Here is a 19,376-nt window from a genome sequence, read left to right as displayed (position 1 = left end):
CGCTCCTGCTTTTTGTCGTGTTTTTTACTCAATATGGGAGGAACACTGGCATGCCAACAACACAATGGCACGACGCTGCCGCCACACTGTGCATCGACGGCCGCGCTTTCATCGACGGCCGCCGGGCTAACGGCTTGGCGGCAGGCATCCGGACGGCCAACCTGAGCCGCGCCATCCGCACGGCACGGGGTCTGCGTGCTGGCACAGTCCACGTCAACCAGTAGACAACGACGATCTCACCGTACCCTTCGACGGCTATGAACAGTCAGGCAACGGGCGCGACAAGCCGCTGCATGCCTTCGATAAATATACCGAGCTGAAGACGACCTGGATTCAGGGTGGCTGAGCCGCCCTGGCGCAAAACCGGCTCGGGCAGGCGTACTGCTGAGGCGTACTGCTGGGGTCAGGTCTGACATTCGGACACGGCCTCAGCAGTTATTCCACGCTACACCCTGCTGTGGGGGAAACGCATTATCCATGGCTCACTCTTGAACAAGGACTGCCACCGTTTTTAGCTGAGCTCGTGTCCAAATGTCAGACCTGACCCCAGTTTGCGAATGAACAAGGACTGCCACCGTTTTTAGCTGAGCTCGTGTCCAAATGTCAGACCTGACCCCAGCTTGCGTGACCCCAGCTTGCGAACACAGCCCATGGCGCCGGTGAGACCGGGGCATTTTTGAGAGCGAGGACTGTCATTGCCATGCAATCGCCGTCAGCATCAGCAATCGTTCCCTCTCGCCCGCGTCTGCATTGATGAAGCACAGGTCTTCGGTAAGCTTCTTCTGCCGGTCAGCCAATCCAAACACGAATTCATGGCCTGTTTGCGCTGCCAGATCTTTGGCAAAGTGGAACAGCAGGTCGATGTCGTCTTTGGACAAAGCATTGGCATCGACATGTAGTCCCAACGACCATTCGGACAAATCGTCAGGATGACCGGTGTCGTTGTCAGTTTTTCTATCGTTGACCAGCAATAGGGAAGGCTGAGCGCATTGGCTGGCCAGCTTAGCGAACGCAGCCGTCAGCGCCGCTTCCGAATCCTGAAGATCGCATCCGTCGGCGTACAGATAAACAGTGTCCTTGGTCATGGTCCTGGTCCGATCAACGAGCTTTTTTGGATGGTGTGTGCTTGGGGCGAACGGGAAAAGCCCAGTGTAAGAAGAGGTTGATATCGTGGCAAGTAGATCGATCGCCGTCGATACGCCTGCCCCTGCCCACGGCCGCCGGCGCGCGGCCCCTCCCTCAAGCCATGGTAGATTGACCATTCCGACCTGGCAGGAGAACGGCATGCACGAGGCAATGCGCGAATTCTTGCGTGAGCATCACATCCACGAAGTCGAGTGCGTGATCACCGACATGACCGGTATCGCCCGCGGCAAGATCCTGCCCAAGGATTTGTTCCTCGGCGGCGAGCACATGCGGCTGCCGAAAAGCGTGCTGCTCAACACCGTCAACGGCGAGCAGCCGAACAATTTACCGTATGTGGGCGCCACCGATCCCGACATGGTCTGCGTGCCGGACGCGGCCACGATGCGCGTCGTGCCCTGGGCCTCCGAGGCGGTGGCGCTGGTCATCCACGACTGCGAGAACTTCGACGGTAGCCCGGTCGAGCTCGCCCCACGCGCGGTGTTGCGCCGGGTGCTGCGCCTGTACGCCGAGCGCGGCTGGAGGCCGGTGGTGGCGCCCGAGATGGAGTTCTATCTGGTCGCCCGCAATACCGACCCGCACGTCCCCTTGACCCCACCGATGGGACGCACCGGCATGGCCGAACTGGGGCGCCAGTCGTACTCCATCGACGCCGTCAACGACTTCGACCCTTTCTTTCTCGAGCTGTCCAGCTTTTCCAAGCTGCACGAGCTGGGTGTCGAGACCCTGATCCACGAAGCGGGCGCCGGCCAGATGGAAATCAATTTCGCCCATGGCGATGCGCTCGAGCTGGCCGACCGCGTCTTCCTGTTCAAGCGCGCCGTGCGCGAGACGGCAATGCGCCATGGAATCTTCGCCACCTTCATGGCCAAGCCCATGGAAACCGAACCCGGCAGCGCCATGCACGTGCACCAGAGCGTGGTCGACCCCCGCAGCGGCCGCAACATTTTTACGAACGAGGATGGCGGGCCCAGTACCCTGTTCTTCCATTTCATTGGCGGCCTGGAAAAATACGTGCCCTCGGCCTTGCTGATGTTTGCTCCGCACGTGAATTCCTACCGGCGCCTGTCGCGCTTCCAGTCGGCACCGACGAATGTGCACTGGGGCTATGACAACCGTACCTGCGGCATCCGCGTGCCGAATTCGACGCCCGAGAACCGCCGCGTCGAGAACCGGGTGCCGGGCGTGGACGTGAACCCCTATCTCGCCATGGCCGCTACGCTCAGCTGCGGCTACCTGGGCATGGTCGAGGGCCTTGCGCCCGGCGAACCGACCCAGGACAGCGCCGAACACATCCACGACGACCTGCCGCGCAACCTGGAAGACGCGATCCTGCGCATGCGCGGCTGTCCGGCGCTGTCGAACTTGCTTGGCGAGCTGTTCGTGCAGGCCTTCTGCGAAGTGAAGGAACTGGAATTTGCCACCTTCAGCCGCGTGATCAGCTCGTGGGAGCGCGAGCATCTGATGCTGCTGGTGTGATGCCTGGCCGGAAATGAGTCGCCATACGTAGGGTGGGCTCTCGAGCCCACGCGGACGTACTGTCGCGTCTCGCAAGGCTGGAGAATATTGATCCACGCATGCAGGTGGAAGTTGTTTGCCATGTTTCGAGGTGCACGTGTTCGACCGCGTGGGCTCAGGAGCCCACGCTACGAAATGCAGCCATACTCCTGCAGCACCGTGTAGCCGCCACCATTGCCCGGCTTCGATTCGACCAGCGCATAGCGGTCGATCTGCCAGGTGAGCGGCTCGGATTCGGACGGCACGACAGCGCCATTCGCGCGACGGGCAAACGTGACGTGGGGGCGGAACTTGCGTGTCTCTGGCTGCAAGCCGAGTGCGACCAGGGCGAGCGACAGGTCGGCGTGCAGCCGCAGCAATTCGGGCGGTTCGCTGTGCGGTTCGAGCACGGCAATGCCGTGCGACCACAACTTCGGCACACCCAGGGACAGCGTGAACGGCGAAAACGGAACGGCGAGCCCGGCGCGCAGCTCCGGCACGCGTCCGGTTGGCACGCCGCCCAGGAAGTGCAGCGTTACGTGTAGTTTTTCCGGGTGGACGGGCGTAGCACCGCGTGGCCAGTCCCAGGCATCGCGGCGCTCGCGCAAGGCGTGGCGGATGCCGGGCTCGGGCCAGAGGGCGACGAACAGGCGCGTAGTGGGAACACTCGTGGGGGCGCTGTCCATCGCGGTCTCCTTCAGAAGCAGTGTTCGATGCCGGGGAAGCTGCCGTCCCTGACGGCGCCGACGTAGGCGCTGACGGCGCCCTCGATGCTGGTTTGCCCTTCCATGAAATTCTTCACGAACTTCGCCTTGTGGCCGGGGAAGACGCCCAGCATGTCGTGCATCACCAGCACCTGGCCCGAGCAGTCGGGACCTGCGCCGATGCCGATCGTCGGCACCTGCAACAGTTCCGTCGTTTCCTTGCCCAGCGCTGCCGGCACCGCTTCGAGCAGCACGACCGCCGCGCCCGCCGCTTGCAGGGCGAGCGCGTCGTTTTTCAGGCGCTCGGCGCCGGCATCGGTTTTACCTTGCACCTTGAAGCCACCCAGCTGGTGCACGAACTGCGGGGTCAGGCCGATGTGGGCGCACACCGGGATGCCGCGCTCGACCAGGAAGGCGACGATCTCGGCCAGCCAGGCGCCGCCCTCGATCTTGACCATGTGGGCACCGGCGCGCATCAGGGCCGCCGAGCTTGCGAACGCCGTTTCCCTGGTCGGGTAGCTGCCGAAGGGCAGGTCGGCCACCAGCACCGCGTTCTTGTTGCCGCGTGCCACCGAGGCCGTGTGGTAGACCATCTCGTCGAGCGTCACCGGCAGCGTCGACGAATGGCCGGCGCAGACCATGCCGAGCGAGTCGCCCACCAGCAGCATCTCGACGCCGCAGCGGTCCATCAGGGACGCGAAGCTGGCGTCGTAGCAGGTCAGCATGGAGATTTTCAGGCCGGCCGCGCGCATCGCCTGCAATGCGGGGATGGTGACGGCCTTGGCGACCGGCTTGGCAGGCACCGCCGGCGCGTTGGTGCCCGTCATGTCCTTGCCCTGCAAATAAGCGCTCATGGTGATCCTTTGAAATCAGAAAATGCGAGGGAATAGTGTAATGCGGCGCCGGAAATCCTGCCGGAACCGCCTTGTCAGCTGCGGAAGATGAAGTACACCGCGCCGACCAGGCACAGCGCCGCCCAGATGTAGTCGAGCTTGAACGGCTGGTTCATGTAGAACATAGCGAAAGGCACGAACACGGCCAGCGTGATTGCTTCCTGCATGATCTTCAGCTGGGCCAGGCTGTACTGGGTGGCGCCGATGCGGTTGGCCGGCACCTGCAGCAGGTATTCGAACAGGGCGATGCCCCAGCTCACCAGCGCCGCCACGTACCAGGCGCGCGTGTTCAGGCTTTTCAGGTGGCCATACCAGGCAAAGGTCATGAAGATGTTCGACAGGACCAGCAAACCGGCGGTCTGGAAGAAAACGGGAATCTGCATGTCAGTCGAGGCGAACGATGGCCTGGCCGGCGACGCGCGGCAGCAGGTTTGCCGCGGGGCCGTGGCCGGGGACAGTGATGCCGGGAGCGATTTCCAGCAGCGGCGCCAGCACGAAGGCGCGTTCATGCATGCGCGGGTGCGGTACCGTCAAGTCGGGCGTGGCGATGACTTCATCGCCGTAGAGCAGCAGGTCGAGGTCGAGCGTACGCGGGGCGTTGCGGTAAGGGCGCTCGCGGCCATGGGCCAGTTCGATCGCCTGCAGCGCCGCCAGGAGGGCATGGGCGTCGAGGTCCGTGTCGAGCAGGGCAGCGGCATTGATGTAGTCGTCGCCCGAGGAATCGATTGGCGCGGTGCGCCAGAGGCTGGACGCGGCCAGGAGCCGCGCACCAGGCAGGTCGGCCAGGCGCGCCAGGGCGTCGCGCACGTTCGCACGCGCATCGCCCAGGTTGGCGCCGATGCCGATCGCCGCGATCATTCGTCGTTGCCGCCCGCGCTTGCCTCGCCCGCGCTGGCGCTGCGTTCACCGGTTTCGGCACCGCCTTCGCCGTTGCGATGACGCGGGCCGCGGCGCGGCGCACGCTTGCGCTTCTCGCCGCTGGCCGGACGCGCGTTTGCCCGGGTCACGAGGCGCTCGCGCTCACCGGATTCGGCGTCGTAGAAGGCCGTCCACCATTCGCCGATCTCGCTCTCCAGTTCGCCCGAAGCGCAGCGCAGCAGCAGGAAGTCGTAGCCGGCGCGGAAGCGCGGGTTTTCCAGCAATTTATAAGGCGCGCGGCCGGTGCGGCGCTCGAAGCGCGGCTGCATCGCCCAGATGTCGCGCATGTCGGTGGCGATGCGGCGCTGCAGGGCCAGGTTCTCGGTTTGCGTGTCCAGCACGGCGTCGGCCGCCAGGTGCAGGGCTGGGATCGGCGCTTCGCCGGCGGCGCGGTAGGCCGTCCATTTTTCCAGCACCCGGTGCCACAGCAGCGAGGCGAACAGGAAGCCGGGCGAGACGCCCTTGCCGGCTTTCACGCGGCCGTCGGTCGATTCCAGCGCCAGCGTCACGAACTTCATGCCGATCGGCTGCTCCAGCACGACGTCGAGCAGCGGCAGCAAACCGTGGTGCAGGCCGGCCGAACGCAGTTCCTGCAGGCAGGCCAGCGCATGGCCCGACAGCAGCAGTTTGAGCATCTCGTCGAACACGCGCGCGGCAGGCACGTTGTCGATCAGGGGCGCCATCACGGGAATCGGCGCACGGGTAGCCGGCTCGATGGTGAAGCCGAGTTTTGCCGCGAAGCGCACCACGCGCAGCATGCGCACCGGGTCTTCGCGGTAGCGCGCTTCCGGCACGCCGATGATGCGCAGGGTCTTGGCGCGGATGTCCTCGATGCCGCCGTGGTAGTCCAGCACGGTTTGATTGGCCGGATCGTAGTACATCGCGTTGATGGTGAAGTCGCGGCGCTCGGCATCCTCGTGCTGGGGACCGAAGTTGTTGTCGCGCAGGACGCGGCCGTGTTCGTCCTTCGGCGCGTTGTTGCTGCCCTTGCCGCGGAAGGTCGTCACTTCCAGCAGCTCCTGGCCGAACATCACGTGCACGATCTGGAAGCGGCGGCCGATGATGAAGGCGCGGCGGAACAGTTTTTTCACCTGCTCGGGCGTGGCATCGGTGGCGATGTCGAAGTCCTTCGGTTTCACGCCCAGCAGCAGGTCGCGCACGGCGCCGCCGACAACGAAGGCCTTGAAGCCGGCTTCCTGCAGGGTTTGCGTCAGGCGGATCGCGTTGGGCGACACCAGTTTCAGGTCGATGCCATGTTCTTCCGGCCCGAGGATCCTTGGCTCGGTCGGGTCGCGCTCGTCTTTCACGCCAAGGATTTTACGAATGAATTTTTTGATCATTGAAGAGATGGAGTAAAGGCCAGCCTTGGGCGTGTGCAAAAGAGGCAAGGGTGCTGCTGGGATTGGTGGCAACCGGGTGCGACACGGTCGAGAGCAGCGGAATGTCGTTGTGCGAATCGCTGTAGAAATAGCTGCGCTCGAAGGACGCGAACGGCCGGCCGAGGCGCTCGAGCCAGGCGTGCATGTGCACCACCTTCCCGGGGCCCGAGGTCGGCGTCCCCGCCAGCCTGCCCGTCAGGCGGCCAGCGGCATCGGCTTCCGGCATGGCGGCGAGATGGTGCGCGACGCCGAACAGGCGCGCGATCGGCGCGGTCACGTAATCGTTGGTGGCGGTGATGATCGCCACCAGGTCGCCGGCGTCCAGGTGCCGCTGCACCAGCGCAAGCGCCTGCGGGCGGACGTTCGGTTCGATCACTTCGCGCATGTACTGCGCGTGCATGGCGTCGAGTTCGCCGCGCGGAAAGCGTGCCAGCGTGCCGAGCGCAAATTCCAGGTATTCGACCGGGTCGAGCGTGCCGGCCTGGTACTGGGCAAAGAATGCGTCGTTGCGGCGCGCGTAGGCGGCGGCGTCGACCGCGCCAATGCGCACCAGGAACTGGCCCCACTCGTAGTCCGAGTCGATCGGCAGCAGGGTATGGTCGAGGTCAAACAGGGCAAGCGTGGTCATTTTTTTTGTTCCGACAGCGTGGACTCCGACTGCGGGCTGGCCTGGAGCAGCAGGTCGCGCAGCAGGGGCAGCGTGACGGGGCGCTGGGTCTCCAGCGAATACTGGTCGAGGGCGTCGAGCATCGTGGCCAGCGAGCGCATGTCGCGCTTGAAGTGCGACAGCAGGTAGGGTAGCACGCTGGCCGACAGGGTCAGGCCGCGCGCTTCCGCCGCCTGGGTGAGCGCGGCAATCTTCTGGTCGTCCGACAGGCCATGGATCAGGTAGACCAGCCCCCAGCCCATGCGCGTACGCAGGTCTTCGCGCACCGGCAGCACGGCCGGCGGCACCGGGCCGGTCGAGACCATGTAGGCATCGTGCTCGCGCACCTGGTTGAACAGGGCGAAGGCGTCGATCTGGGCGTTCGGGCTCAGGCGGTCGCAGTCGTCCAGCAGGTAAAGGCTAATGCCTGGCGTAAAGACAAAATCGGCGGCGGGCGCATCGAACGCGATATAGCGCGAATTCGGCGTGGCTGCGAGGGCCTGCAGCAGGTGGGTCTTGCCGGCACCGGTGTCGCCCCACAGGTAGGCGAAATGCTCGCGCGATGCACGCTGCGCGAACTGGTGCATCAGGTGCGCCAGTTCGGCATTTTCCCCGACCTGGAAGGTATCGAGGCTGTGCGCCGGGTCGGCGCCGAGATCGAGCACCAGCTGTTTCATGGCGTTCGGTTCACTGTGGAAAATTCATACGCATACAGCATTATAAAAGCTGACGCGCCGGCAATGAAAACGGGAGACCTGGCCTTGCGGAGCGGGACGCGATGGATGCCGCCATGAGCCCCGGCGCGCGGGTCGCTGGTATGAGCTCTGGATGGCGGAAAAGAGGGCATGTTTTTATTGTTATCTCGATGTGGCAGCAGTTTGGCGGCGGTTTAGCGTTGAAGGCCGGGCCGTTTTGTTAGAATAGCGAATTGACCAGAAACAGGTCTACGCCTTCTATTTTACCGCCTCCGCTGCTAAATACCATGAGCCAACCATCTAATGTTTCTCTGTCCTACCGGGACGCAGGTGTCGACATCGACGCCGGCGATGCCCTGGTCGAAGCGATCAAACCCCTTGCCAAGCGCACCATGCGCGAAGGCGTGCTGGGGGGGATTGGCGGTTTCGGCGGGCTGTTCGAGATCAGCAAGAAGTTCAAGGAGCCGGTCCTGGTTTCCGGTACCGACGGCGTCGGTACCAAGCTGAAGCTGGCATTCGAGCTCAATCGCCATGACACGGTCGGCATCGACCTGGTCGCGATGAGCGTCAACGATATCCTGGTGCAGGGCGCGGAACCGCTGTTCTTCCTCGACTATTTCGCTTGCGGCAAGCTCGACGTGGCGACCGCGACCGCCGTGGTGAAGGGCATCGCCGAAGGCTGCGAACAGTCCGGCTGCGCACTGCTCGGCGGAGAAACGGCCGAAATGCCGGGCATGTACCCGGACGGCGAGTACGACCTGGCGGGCTTCGCGGTGGGCGCGGTCGAGAAATCGCAGATCATCGACGGCAGCAAGATCGTCCCTGGCGACGTCGTGCTGGGACTGGCCTCGTCGGGCATCCATTCGAACGGTTATTCGCTGGTGCGCAAGATCATCTCGGTGGCCAAGCCCGACCTGGAAGCGGATTTCCACGGCCGCAAGCTGGCGGACGTGCTGATGGCGCCAACCCGCCTCTACGTCAAGCCGCTGCTGGCGCTGATGGCGTCGATGGAAGTGAAGGGCCTGGTCCACATCACCGGCGGCGGCCTGGTCGAGAACATCCCGCGCGTGCTGCAGGAGAATCTGACGGCCGTGCTCGACAGCACATCGTGGACGATGCCGCCGCTGTTCGGGTGGCTGCAGCAGCATGGCGGCGTGGCGGACGCGGAAATGCACCGCGTGTTCAATTGCGGTATCGGCATGACGGTCATCGTCTCGCAAGAGAACGCCGACGCGGCCATGGCCCAGCTGCAGGCCGCCGGCGAAACCGTCTACCGCATCGGCGAGATCCGCGCCCGTGAAGAGGGCCAGGCGCAGACCGTGGTGCTGTAAGCAAAACCTTCCGCAGCAAGAACGAAGGCGCCCGCGGGCGCCTTTTTTACTACCTGTTTGCGCCTGTAGCCAAGTCAGGCAGGTACTGTTATTTCGACAGCTTGCGGGCGCGTTCAGTCTGTTCGACGGCGTACTTGAAGACCGGAACCAGCACTTTGCCGAGATCGACATCGGCGACCGGCGCATCCTCGTCCATGGCCTTGAGCTGTGCAATGTACGCGCGGTCGATGCTGTATTTCTCGAGCAGCGGGGTACGATAAACAAGGAAGGTCTTGACGCCGTAATCGGTCAGCGCGCCTTCCCACAGCGTGCTCAGGTCGAGAAAAGCCTGCTTCGCCTTGACGATGCTCCGCTTCTGTTCCCCTTCCGGAATCTTCGGCAGGAGGCGCTCGACGAGGCCGAGCTGCCGCAGCGCTGCGAACTCGTAGCGTTTGTAGTTGCCTTGCGCGTCGAACGCCGCGATCGTTTCCAGCGCTTCGAGCGCCTCCATGGCGGGCGAGGGCGCCAGTCCATCGACACAGCCGGACCTGGCCGTCTTGCCCTTGGCGTTGTCGCAGGCGGCCTTGCCCTGTTTTGCCAGCTTGATCCGGTAGACATCCGCCGGCAGCCGCTTGATGCTCTTGTCCGAACGGCTCCAGGCAAGGACGGCGTTGTCCCAGCTTCCCTTGTCCACCTGGGCTGCCGCATGTGCCAGGCGCGCGTGGGTGTAATCGTCGATGTCCTCCGATTTCGCCTTGGCCCGCGCCTCGTTGACGGTGCGCGCGATCGACTCGGCGGCGGCCGCCTTTTTCCCGGTGTGGAACTGCACCAGTGCCTTGCCTGCGCCAGCCTGGAACAGGTAGCCATAGGCATCTTCCTTCCAGCCGGAGCGCTCGCGTGGCGCCGTCTCGATCCAGCGCGCGGCGCCTTCGGCCACGGCGGCGTATTCCGCGTCTGCCTCGGCATACTTCTTCAATTCCAGCAGTTCGTCGCCGCGCAGCAGGCGGTAGTAGGCCAGGCGCAGTACCGGCTCGGCGCCGGCAAACGCGGTATAGCCTTCTTCCTCCGCCAGCCCCGCCCACTTCGCGGCATCGCCGAAGGCTTGCGCCGCCGCGGCGCCGAGCTTGCCGGCTTCATCGGCGCGGCCAGCGAACCGCGCCTCGGCTGCACGCGTCGACAGCGACTTGCCCCACTCGAGACCGGCACGCTCGCTTTCCATCACGAGAGTGCGGTAGAGCTTCGCATACGCCTCGTGCTCGCCTTTCTGCTGCTTCGTACGCTCGAGGCTCCGGTCGGACCAGGTGCGCATTTCCCCGAACAGGCCATCGCCCTTCGCGTATTCGCCGAAACGGTAATGGTCGAGGGCGCGCTCGACCAGCAGGTCGTAGCTGTCGAGCAGCGCGTGGGCGTGCTTGCCGTTTTCGAAGTGGGCCATCATCACCTCGAAAGCCTTGTTCAGCTTGACGCGTGCTTCTTCCTTCTTGCCCGCATTTAGCAGTTCGAGCCCGTACACCCGGTAGGCGTCGACCTCGTAGGGCACGAACTGGTGCGCCAGCGACGGGTTCATGTTCGCCGCGTTCTTCACTTTGGAGATGGCCTGTTCCATCTGTGCGCAGCCTTCCATCTGCGTCAGGGTGCAGCGCGTGCGGGCTTGCAGCAATTCCGTCATGGCGCGGCCGGCAGGCGTATCCTTGAACGCGGCTTCCTCGGCGGTGGCGAAGGTCGATAGCAGAAGGAGGGAAAGGAGGAGTGGACGCATGGAGTCAAGGGGAAAGAATTATTGCAAAGTGACATGTAATCACAGGAATCACATCACCGGTATATTTACCCAACACTGTTTGCTGAAATGCCACACTTTGAGCGCCGACACAGGTAGAGCCGCATGCGCGATGCGCCCGCCCTCCAGGACAGGGCGCGTCGTCAACGACAGGACAGGCGTAGGGCAAGACGATGCACGCAGGACTGGAAGGTGTGTTGGCCGCTTTTGTCCCCGGCGAGCGCTTGCTCCCCAGTCCGCCTCTCAGTTCGGCTTGGCGCCGCTGCCGATATGCTTGTCGAGGAATTTCTCGACGCGGCTCCAGTAATCGACGCGGTTCGCCGGCACCTGCCAGCCGTGGCCTTCCTCGTCATAGGAAATCCACTCGACCTGCTTGTTATGGGGCTTGACCGCTTCGAGGAATTTGCGGCCGTGGTACATCGGCACGCGCCGGTCGACGCCGCCGTAGGCCAGCAGCAGCGGTGCCTTGATGCGCGCCGCCTGCGTGATCGGCGAGGTCGCCTTCAGCTGGGCCGCGTCCTTGACCTGGTCGCCCACCAGCTCCGGCATGCCGTACTGTTTCCACTGCTCGGACAGGTCGGACGTGAAGCTCCAGTGGCCGTCGTACAGCAGGTTGATGTCGGTGACGCCCACCCAGTCGACGCCGCACTTGTACAGGTCCGGGTCCTTGACCAGGCCCATCAGGGTGGCATAGCCGCCGTAACTGGCACCGGCGATGCAGATGCGCTTCGGGTCGGCATGGCCCTGGGCGATGGCCCAGCGTGCGCCGTCGGCGATGTCGTCCTGCATGGCCAGGCCCCATTGCTTCCAGCCGGCGCGGAAATGGCGGTTACCGTAACCCATGCTGCCGCGGAACTCCGGTTCCAGCACGGCATAGCCGCGCGAGGCCAGGAACTGGGTTTCCGGGTGCCAGCCCCAGCTCGTTCCCCGAAGGTAGGGGCCGCCATGCACCAGCACCACCAGGGGCGCGTTCCTGGCGCCATTCGCGGGCAGGGTCAGGAGCGCAGGGATCTCCAGGCCATCGCGCGCCTTGTAGCGCACCGGTTCCTGGCGGCCCATGCGCTTCGGATCGATGCCGGGGTAGGATTCGCCAACCGGGTTCAAGGCGCCGGTTTTCAGGTTGAACAGGTTGTACTTCTCGGGCTGCCTGTCCGAATACGATTTCACCAGCGCCCAGTCCGACTGGCCTGCCGCGCCAAAGGACATCTGGTTGACGGTGCCTGGCAGGGCCGCATCGAGCTTTTTCTGTGTCTCCTGCATCGCCGTGTCGAACCAGACGATGGCCTCTGCATCGGTATGCAGTTTGATGCCCAGCAGGCGGCTGCCGCTCAGCACCAGTTCGCCATCGAAATCGTAGCCTGGCGTAACCACGACTGGTTCGGGATTGAGCTTGCCCGTTGCCAGGTTGACCGTGTACAGCGAGCGCGTGTCCTGGTCGCCATTGCTGACCGCATACAGGGTACCGTCGCCGCCGAAGCCCAGTGGCTCATAGCTGTCCTTGCTGGAGGCATAGGTCGGGTAAGTGGTCAGTACCCGCCATGCCCCCGTGGCGGGGTCGCGGTAGTGGAGGGTGGTGGTGTCTTTTTCGGTCGAGCGCACGAGGCGCGGCTCGCCTTTCGCGTCGAGCGTCCACTCCTTGGCGGCGGCAGGGCGTTGCACGACCTGGCTGGTACCCGTGACGGTATTGAGCTTGAGCAGGTTGATGTGGCGAACCTGGTAGCTCTGCTCTTCCCAGACATAGCTTTCGACGTAGATCGCGTCGGAATCCTGGGCGCCCCGCTGGTCCATCAGGAAGGTATGCCAGGGCAGGATCTTGCTCTTGAGGTGGCCTTCGGCTTCGGCCACGAACGCGGTGCCGCGTCGTTGCGCGAGCTGGCGCAGGTTGCTGCCGTCGCGGTCGACCGCGTACAGGCCGGCGGCGAGGAACTTGCCGCCCGGTCCGATTTCGTTCTCGTTCACGTTGAAGGCCAGGCGGTTGTCGTTGACCCAGCTGAACTGCCGGATATCGACATCCTTGTAGCCGGCCACCAGCTTGGCCGAGTTGGCCTGCAGGTCGATGACGGCCAGGTAATCGCGGCGCCCGGGCGCGCCGGAAATCGCCGCCAGGTAGCGTCCGCTCGGCGAAAGGCTGGCTTCACGCAGGGTCGGGTTGATGAAGAAGCGCTCGATGGGCGGCAGCGCAGCTTCGGTGGCGGCATATAGCGGGGCGGCAGCGCACAGGGCAAGCGCGAACAGGGCCGCCGCGTGACGCATCAGGCGGCGCGCGAAGGGATGTTTGGACATGAATTCCCGATCAGGTATTTTTATAATAGAAGCCGCAATTTTTCCCGCAGCCTGGGGAGGATAGCAGGCGTCAGCGGCGCCGAAGCTATCCAAATGTCACTGCCGGCCTTCAGCGCCCCGGATGCAGCACCTTTGGCACGCGTGCCCCGCGCAGGCGGAATGCATCCGGCATTTTCGAGCCCAGCAGCGGGCGCAGGTAGAGGCGGAAGGCATCGGTCACATCGGTGCCGCTTTCGCTGATGAATTCGTCTTCCATGGTGCGCGTCTTGCCGGCCACCTGGTCGAGAGGGAGCAGCTCGTAGTCGACCGAATAAAAGCCGGTGCGGCGGATCACGACCGAGCCGTCGCGATCGCCCCACATGGCGAACTGCACCGCCTTCTCGCCGACTTCGCGCGCCTCGCGCTGGTCGACGTCGGAGACGCAGCCGATGAAGGAGCGCTGCAGGTAGCCGAAGGTATCGCCGCGCACGCGCTTGATGCCGAGCCGGCCCTTGATTTCCTCGCACAGCAGGTCGGCCAGCGCGCCGGTGCCGGACAGCTGCACGTTGCCGTGCGCATCTTTCTCGATGTCCTTGGCGAGCATGGTGACGATGGGTTCGCCCGCTGCGTCGTGGATGCCTTCGGAGACCGCGATCACGCAGCGGCCGTGGCGCTCGACCATGGCCTTGACGTCGGCCAGGAAGCGCTCCAGCTCGAACACCCGTTCGGGCAGGTAGATCAGGTGCGGGCCGTCGTCCGGGAATTTCTTGCCGAGCGCGGACGCTGCGGTGAGAAAACCGGCATGGCGCCCCATCACCACGCCGACATACACACCGGGCAAGGCCGCATTGTCGAGATTAGCGCCGGCAAAGGCCTGGGCGACGAAGCGCGCTGCCGACGGAAAACCGGGCGTGTGGTCGTTGCCGACCAGGTCGTTGTCGATGGTTTTCGGAATGTGGATGCAGCGCAGCGGGTAGCCGGCCTTGCGCGCCTCCTCGCTGACAATGCGCACGGTATCGGCCGAGTCATTGCCGCCGATGTAGAAGAAGTGTTCGATCTCGTGTGCGCGCAACACGTCGAAAATGCGCCCGCAATAAGCCATGTCGGGCTTGTCGCGGGTGGATCCCAGCGCCGAGGAAGGCGTGGCGGCCACCAGTTCCAGGTTGTGGCTGGTTTCCTGGGTGAGGTCGAGGAAGCCCTCGTCGACGATGCCGCGCACGCCATGCAGCGCGCCGTAGATGCGGTTGACGTTGCGGAAACGCCGCGCCTCGAGCGTAACGCCGACCAGCGACTGGTTGATGACGGCGGTCGGACCGCCTCCTTGTGCAACGAGGATCTTGCCAGATGACATGTGATCTCCTTCGACAGGGCGACGGGTAACCCGACCGTCAGCTTACTACCGATTGTTTGCCCTGGCTTGTTTACTGCTGCTCACCGCTGCTTGCTGTTGCGTTACTCCCTCACCGCTACTCGGGGGCCCGGATATGGTCGACCAGTGCGTTGCTGGTACGCGCCGGCGCCGCGCTCAACAGGCTGAACACGACGATGGCCGCCATGCCGGCCGGCACACCGAATACGCCGGCCGACATCGGCGCGATGTCGAACCAGGCCGCCTCCAGGCGCCCGCCCAGGCTGGGGTTAACCCGGATCATGTAGTACAGGCAGGCAAGAAAACCCGCCACCATGCCGGCAATGGCGCCGACGTGGTTGGCGCGTTTCCAGAACACCCCCAGCACCAGGGCCGGGAACAGGGTCGAGGCCGCCAGCGAAAAGGCCGCGCCCACCAGCGACAGGATGTCCGCCGGCTTTTGCGAGGCGGCGTACGCTGCAATGAAGGCCACCGCCAGCAGCAGCAGCTTCGAAATCGTCACCCGCTTCTGGGTCGAGGCGCCCGGGTCGACGATCTTGTAATAGACGTCGTGCGAGAGCGCATTCGAGATGGCCAGCAGCAGGCCGTCGGCGGTGGACAGGGCCGCGGCCAGTCCGCCGGCCGCCACCAGGCCCGATATTACATAGGGCAAACCGCCGATTTCCGGCGTCGCCAGCACCAGCACATCGCCATCGATGGCGATTTCCGCCAGCTGCACCAGGCCATCGTGGTTGATGTCGGTCACGCGGATCAGGGGATTGACCTTGTCCACATTCGCCCAGTAGGAAATCCAGGTGGGGAGTGATGAAAAATCGCTGCCGACCAGGCTCGTGTAGATGTCGTACTTCGCCAGGACGGCCAGCGCCGGGATGCTGAGGTAGATCAGGAGGATGAAGAACAGGGTCCAGAACACCGACACGCGCGTTTCGTGCACCGAGGGCGTGGTGTAGGAGCGCATCAGGATGTGGGGCAGGGCGGCGGTGCCGAACATCAGGCAGAACACGAGGGCCAGGAAGTTATTGCGCCGGGCATTCGATTCGGCTTCAGTGGCGCCGGGAAAAGGCGCCGCGTGCGGCTGCGGCGGCTGGGCCCGTGCCAGCAGGCGTGCCTGCTGGGCGCGCCACAGGCGCTCGGCATCCTCGACCGTCTTGGGGTAGGCGGCCAGCGCCCGCTCGGCGCTGCGCACGTCGGCCAGCGAGGAGTTGCGCAGGCGCGCCGCGTCGAGCCGGCGCTGGGCGGCAAGGCGCCCGCTTTCCCGGAACCGGGTAGCGAGGCCAGGCGCGCGCCGTAGTCATCGGCCTCCTGGCGAAAGCGCGCGCGCACCTGCTGCTCGCGCGGGTCGCGCACCAGCTCGGCTTCGCGCGCGGCCAGTTTCGGCAGCACGGAACCGTAGGCCACCTGCGGCAAGGGATTGCCGGCATGCTTGGCCGACAGCCACATCGTCGGGATCAGGAAGGCGACCAGGATGATGATGTACTGCGCCACCTGCGTCCAGGTGATGCCGCGCATGCCGCCAAGGAAAGAACAGACCAGGATGCTGGCCAGTCCCAGGAAGATACCGACCGAAAAATCGACGCCGGTAAAGCGCGAGGCGATCAGCCCGACCGCGTAGATCTGCGCCACCACGTAGACGAAGGACACCCAGGATGGTGGCAGCGACCGCCAGCGCCCGCACCGGCCCGCCGCGCCCACCTGCGCCGCCGCCATAGCGCGTGGCCAGGTAGTCGGGAATCGTGTACTGGGCGAACTTGCGCAGGTAAGGAGCGATCAGCAAGGCTACCAGGCAATAGCCACCGGTCCAGCCCATGATGTAGGCGAGGGCGTCGAAGCCATACAGGTAGAGTCCGCCGGCCAGGCTGATGAAGCTGGCCGCCGAGATCCAGTCGGCGGCAGTGGCCATGCCGTTGAACAGGGCCGGTACGCGCCGCCCGGCCACATAATATTCGGTAACGTTCGAGGTGCGGCTGACCACGCCGATGGTGGCATACAGCACGATGGTGGCGAACATGAACAGGTGGCCGATCCACAGGCGCGGCATGCCCTCCTTTTCCAGCACCGTCAAGGCCAGCAGGAAACCGGCGAAGCAGATGCAGAACCAGGCGTAATAGCCGGACAGGCGGCGGAAATAGCTTTTCCGGGCGCTCACGCGTCCTCCGCCAGCGCGTGCGCATAGGCCCGGTCGAGCTGGCGCATGCGCCAGGCATAGGCGCCGATGATGGCCAGGCACACCAGGGCTGCTCCTTGCGCCGCCATATAGAACGACAGCGGCCAGCCGAACACGGTCACCCGGGCCAGTTCGCGGGCGTAGAACACGGTGCCGAAGCCGGTGGCCAGCCATAGCGCCAGCAGGGCGAACGTGAGGCGGCGCGTCTGGCGCCAGTGCGCGGCGCGCGCGGCCAGCAGGCGGCGCTGCTGGCGCAGTTCGGAGTCGGGAGGGGAAGACGGGACGGGAATGGCGTCAGTCGGCATCGTCGGGCTCGATCACGGGTGGCGGGAAGGTCAGGCGGAACAGGCTGCCGGGATACCTGGTCGAATGGCTGCGCGGGTTGTTGAAAATATCGACCTCGGCGCCGTGCTGCTGGGCGATCTCGCGCACGATGGCCAGGCCCAGGCCGCTGCCGGTCGCGCTCGAGCCGAGGATGCGGTAGAAGCGTTCGAACACGTGGGCCCGTTCGCTTGGGGCGATGCCGGGGCCGGTGTCCTCGACTTCGAGCAGCGCGTGGGGCCGTCGCGCCTTACCCGCACCGTGACGCTGCCGCCGTGTGGGGTGTAGCGCAGCGCATTGTCGATCAGGTTCGACAGCAGCTCGCGCAGCATCAGGGCGTGGCCGGCAATGCTGACTTTCTCGTCCTGCTCCTCGAAGCCGAGGTCGATGCCGTGCGTGAACGAGGCCTGCACCCAGTCCTGCACGGTCGCGCGCGCCAGCGGGCCCAGCTCGATTTCCTCGAAGGCCAGGCCCGCATGCGGCTGGTTTTCCGCGCGCGCCAGTGCCAGCAACTGGTTCACCAGGCGCGTGGCCGACTCGGAACTCTTGGCCAGCTGCTCCAGCGAGCGGTGGATCTCGTCCGGGTCGACCTGGCGCAGGGCCAGCTCGGACTGCATGCGCATGCCGGCCAGTGGCGTCTTCATCTGGTGCGCGGCGTCGGCAATGAAACGCTTTTGCATGTCGATGGTCTGGGCAAGCCGTCCCAGCATGTCGTTGAGCGAGCCGACAAGGGGAGAAATTTCCTCCGGTACCTGGCGCGAGTCGATGGGAGACAAATCGTCCGAGCTGCGCGCGCGGATGCGCTCCTGCAGCTCGGCCAGCGGCGACAGGCCACGCGACAGGGCAAACCAGACCAGGGCCAGGATGATCGGCAAGATGATGAACTGCGGCAAAATCACGCCCTTGATGATCTCGTTGGCCAGCAGGGCGCGCTTGTCGAGCGTTTCCGCCACCTGCACCAGCGCCTTGCGCGGGCTGGCCGCAGGCGGTAACAGGGGATCGAGATTGACGTACAGGTAGGCCACGCGCAGCGGATTGCCGTGCAGCGCCGCCTGGCGGAAGTGGACGGCGCCGTCCTTGTCGGCATCATCCTCGCGCGGACGGGGCAGTTCGCGGTCGCCATCGACAAATTGACCGTTCGCATCGGCGACCTGGTAATACACGCTGTCGACGTCGTCGGCGCGCAGGATGTCGCGCGCGCTGCCCGGCAACTGCGTAACGATGCGTCCGCTTTCCTCGCGGACCTGCTGGGCCAGCACCGTCACCCGGTCTTCCAGCGCGTGGTCGAAGGGGCCGTTGGCGATGGATTTTGCTACCAGGTAGGTAATCGCGATGCTCATCGGCCACAAGAGCAGCAGCGGCGCCAGCATCCAGTCGAGGATCTCGCCAAACAGCGAATGCTGGATGTTCTCTTCCGATTCGGGGCTCGGCGGGACGTAGAGCGGCTCGGGCGCCGCGCCGGGGGAGCGATCGGGATCGGGCGCGAGCAGGCCGGCGTCGCGGTCGTTCACTTGTGGTCGGCCACCTGCTCGGCGCGGACGGCGTCGGCGTATTTCTCGAGGCAATAGCCGAGTCCGCGCACGGTGGCGATGCGCACGCCGCCGACTTCGATCTTCTTGCGCAGCCGATGCACATATACCTCGATGGCATTGTTCGACACTTCCTCGCCCCATTCGCACAGGTGGTCGACCAGCTGCTCCTTCGACACCAGGCGCCCCGTGCGCGCCAGCAAAATTTCCAGCAGCCCCAGTTCGCGCGCCGACAGGTCGAGCATCTGGTCGTTGATGTAGGCGCTGCGGCCGACCTGGTCGTAGACGAGGGGGCCATGGCGGATCACGGTGGGGCCGCCGCCGGCGCCGCGGCGGGTGAGGGCACGCACCCGTGCTTCCAGTTCGGACAGGGCAAAGGGCTTGGCCATGTAGTCGTCGGCGCCGAGGTCGAGGCCCTCGACGCGCTGCTCGACCGAGTCGGCGGCGGTGAGGATCAGTACCGGCAGCAGGGAGGCGCGCGCACGCAGGCGCCGCAGTACTTCCAAGCCTGGCATTTTCGGCAAGCCCAGGTCGAGGATCAACAGGTCGAATTCCTGGGTCGACAGGGCGGTGTCGGCTTCGGCGCCGTTGCGCACGCAGTCGATCGCGTAGCCTGACTGGCGGAGCGACCGCGTCAGGCCATCCGCGAGTACACTGTCATCTTCCGCAAGTAGAATTCGCATAGCATTACCTTGTAAATCGATTAGACCTTCCGGCTGCCCTCATTGTGTTTGATTTAGCGCAACAATGCGAGCGTTCTCCAACAGTC

The 19,376-nt window shown here is 64.8% G+C and carries 15 protein-coding genes and 3 pseudogenes; 3 read left to right on the top strand and 15 right to left on the bottom strand.

The features are described 5' to 3' along the window. Nucleotides 1-131 precede the first annotated feature (131 nt). Nucleotides 132-346 (top strand): annotated as a pseudogene (locus G4G31_RS01720) (aldehyde dehydrogenase family protein); the annotation flags it as partial. 346 nt (nt 347-692) lie between these two features. On the opposite strand, the gene G4G31_RS01715 reads toward G4G31_RS01720, so the two are convergent. After that, complete coding sequence (locus G4G31_RS01715; protein WP_182990033.1) at nt 693-1,085, bottom strand: hypothetical protein; 393 nt, start codon at nt 1,083-1,085, stop codon at nt 693-695. Nucleotides 1,086-1,284: 199 nt separating this feature from the next. Between G4G31_RS01715 and G4G31_RS01710 the strand changes: the two genes are divergently transcribed. Next, nucleotides 1,285-2,622 (top strand): glutamine synthetase family protein, encoded by a 1,338-nt coding sequence (locus G4G31_RS01710; RefSeq protein WP_182990032.1) that lies wholly within the window; start codon nt 1,285-1,287, stop codon nt 2,620-2,622. Between the two features lie 167 nt (nt 2,623-2,789). Here the strand turns inward: G4G31_RS01710 and thpR are convergent, their stop codons facing one another. From thpR to hda, 7 genes are all read right to left on the bottom strand, one after another. Beyond that, a complete protein-coding gene (thpR, locus tag G4G31_RS01705; RefSeq protein WP_182990031.1) occupies nt 2,790-3,326 on the bottom strand; it encodes an RNA 2',3'-cyclic phosphodiesterase in 537 nt (178 codons plus the stop codon). Nucleotides 3,327-3,337: 11 nt separating this feature from the next. Further along, the gene (panB, locus tag G4G31_RS01700; protein ID WP_182990030.1) at nt 3,338-4,198 is read right to left on the bottom strand and encodes a 3-methyl-2-oxobutanoate hydroxymethyltransferase; all 861 of its coding nucleotides are present in this window, start codon (nt 4,196-4,198) and stop codon (nt 3,338-3,340) included. Nucleotides 4,199-4,272: 74 nt separating this feature from the next. Then, complete coding sequence (locus tag G4G31_RS01695; RefSeq protein WP_182990029.1) at nt 4,273-4,620, bottom strand: DMT family protein; 348 nt, start codon at nt 4,618-4,620, stop codon at nt 4,273-4,275. A gap of 1 nt (nt 4,621) precedes the next feature. Next, nucleotides 4,622-5,095: a 2-amino-4-hydroxy-6-hydroxymethyldihydropteridine diphosphokinase gene (gene folK / locus G4G31_RS01690; RefSeq protein ID WP_182990028.1), complete on the bottom strand. Its 474-nt coding sequence runs from the start codon at nt 5,093-5,095 to the stop codon at nt 4,622-4,624. After that, nucleotides 5,092-6,495 (bottom strand): polynucleotide adenylyltransferase PcnB, encoded by a 1,404-nt coding sequence (gene pcnB / locus G4G31_RS01685; protein ID WP_182990027.1) that lies wholly within the window; start codon nt 6,493-6,495, stop codon nt 5,092-5,094. The genes folK and pcnB overlap by 4 nt, the downstream gene beginning before the upstream one ends. Continuing rightward, nucleotides 6,473-7,162, bottom strand: a complete 690-nt coding sequence (locus G4G31_RS01680) for an HAD family phosphatase (RefSeq protein WP_182990026.1) — start codon at nt 7,160-7,162, stop codon at nt 6,473-6,475. Before G4G31_RS01680 ends, pcnB begins: the two co-directional genes overlap by 23 nt. Further along, entirely contained in the window at nt 7,159-7,857 is a 699-nt protein-coding gene (hda, locus tag G4G31_RS01675; RefSeq protein ID WP_182990025.1) for a DnaA regulatory inactivator Hda, read from the bottom strand. The genes G4G31_RS01680 and hda overlap by 4 nt, the downstream gene beginning before the upstream one ends. Nucleotides 7,858-8,162: 305 nt before the next feature. Between hda and purM the strand changes: the two genes are divergently transcribed. Next, nucleotides 8,163-9,206 carry a phosphoribosylformylglycinamidine cyclo-ligase gene (gene purM, locus G4G31_RS01670; protein ID WP_182990024.1) on the top strand — a complete coding sequence of 348 codons (1,044 nt, stop codon included), beginning with the start codon at nt 8,163-8,165 and terminating at the stop codon, nt 9,204-9,206. 88 nt (nt 9,207-9,294) lie between these two features. Here purM and G4G31_RS01665 read toward each other — a convergent pair whose 3' ends face one another. From G4G31_RS01665 to G4G31_RS01635, 7 genes and pseudogenes are all read right to left on the bottom strand, one after another. Beyond that, nucleotides 9,295-10,944, bottom strand: a complete 1,650-nt coding sequence (locus G4G31_RS01665) for a hypothetical protein (RefSeq protein WP_182990023.1) — start codon at nt 10,942-10,944, stop codon at nt 9,295-9,297. A gap of 261 nt (nt 10,945-11,205) precedes the next feature. Then, the gene (locus G4G31_RS01660) at nt 11,206-13,245 is read right to left on the bottom strand and encodes a S9 family peptidase (RefSeq protein WP_229425273.1); all 2,040 of its coding nucleotides are present in this window, start codon (nt 13,243-13,245) and stop codon (nt 11,206-11,208) included. A gap of 109 nt (nt 13,246-13,354) precedes the next feature. Further along, nucleotides 13,355-14,575: a 6-phosphofructokinase gene (locus G4G31_RS01655; RefSeq protein ID WP_182990022.1), complete on the bottom strand. Its 1,221-nt coding sequence runs from the start codon at nt 14,573-14,575 to the stop codon at nt 13,355-13,357. A gap of 115 nt (nt 14,576-14,690) precedes the next feature. Next, nucleotides 14,691-16,739, bottom strand: a pseudogene (locus tag G4G31_RS01650) (VC_2705 family sodium/solute symporter). Next, on the bottom strand, nt 16,736-17,062 hold the full coding sequence (locus G4G31_RS01645) for a DUF4212 domain-containing protein (protein WP_182990021.1): 327 nt from the start codon (nt 17,060-17,062) through the stop codon (nt 16,736-16,738). The pseudogene G4G31_RS01650 and the gene G4G31_RS01645 overlap by 4 nt, the downstream one beginning before the upstream one ends. Next, nucleotides 17,052-18,589, bottom strand: a pseudogene (locus tag G4G31_RS01640) (sensor histidine kinase N-terminal domain-containing protein). The gene G4G31_RS01645 and the pseudogene G4G31_RS01640 overlap by 11 nt, the downstream one beginning before the upstream one ends. Then, complete coding sequence (locus tag G4G31_RS01635) at nt 18,586-19,290, bottom strand: response regulator transcription factor (protein WP_182990020.1); 705 nt, start codon at nt 19,288-19,290, stop codon at nt 18,586-18,588. Before G4G31_RS01635 ends, G4G31_RS01640 begins: the two are co-directional and overlap by 4 nt. Nucleotides 19,291-19,376 lie beyond the last annotated feature (86 nt).

This window comes from Massilia sp. Se16.2.3 (assembly GCF_014171595.1).
Taxonomy (GTDB): domain Bacteria; phylum Pseudomonadota; class Gammaproteobacteria; order Burkholderiales; family Burkholderiaceae_D; genus Telluria.
The sequence above is the reverse complement of the archived record's forward strand: the minus strand, read 5'-3'. Positions and strand labels throughout refer to the sequence as shown.